Consider the following 516-nt stretch of genomic DNA (forward strand, 5'->3'; position numbering starts at 1 on the left):
TGTGGCTTGCAGGCGCTGGAGTAGTCGCGCTTGGGCTATCCGGTTGCGCAGAGGCCCCGATACCGCCAGCCGCTTCCGTGCCAGCCAGCTCAATCATGCTGTCAGCCAGAGTGATTCCGGACACGACCTACGATTCGATAACGGTCACGGGCACAATTGTGCTCGACGGCTCCTGTGTCTCGATCTCTTTGGAAGACGGAACATCCGTTCCAGTGGTTTGGCCTGAATTCGGTGTGCTCGAGGGCGAAGACCCAGTTGCACTCGTCTGGCCAAACGGACAAGCCACAGTGGGACAACTCCTCAGCGAGTCGCACGGTTTTTATATGAAGGCCGGCACGCTTGACGAACGATACAAAGTCGACGACCTCCGCAGCTGCGTCGAGGACTCGGAATTAGACGTCTTGGTGATGACATCGGTAGCGAACATCATTTTCCAGCAGTAGTTCGCTAGCGCTCGCAATCCCACTGTGGCCGTCATACGTGGTTGTCTCATAACCGTACGGATGCGAGACAGGT

1 protein-coding gene is annotated in these 516 nt (G+C 57.0%); it reads left to right on the plus strand.

Annotated features, from left to right (window positions below; translation table 11 throughout):
• On the plus strand, positions 1-443 hold a 443-nt coding region (locus K2F54_RS18965), incomplete at its 5' end, for a hypothetical protein (RefSeq protein ID WP_220607406.1).
• Positions 444-516: the final 73 nt, after the last annotated feature.

The organism is Cryobacterium inferilacus (assembly GCF_019599185.1).
Taxonomy (GTDB): Bacteria; Actinomycetota; Actinomycetes; order Actinomycetales; family Microbacteriaceae; genus Cryobacterium; species Cryobacterium inferilacus.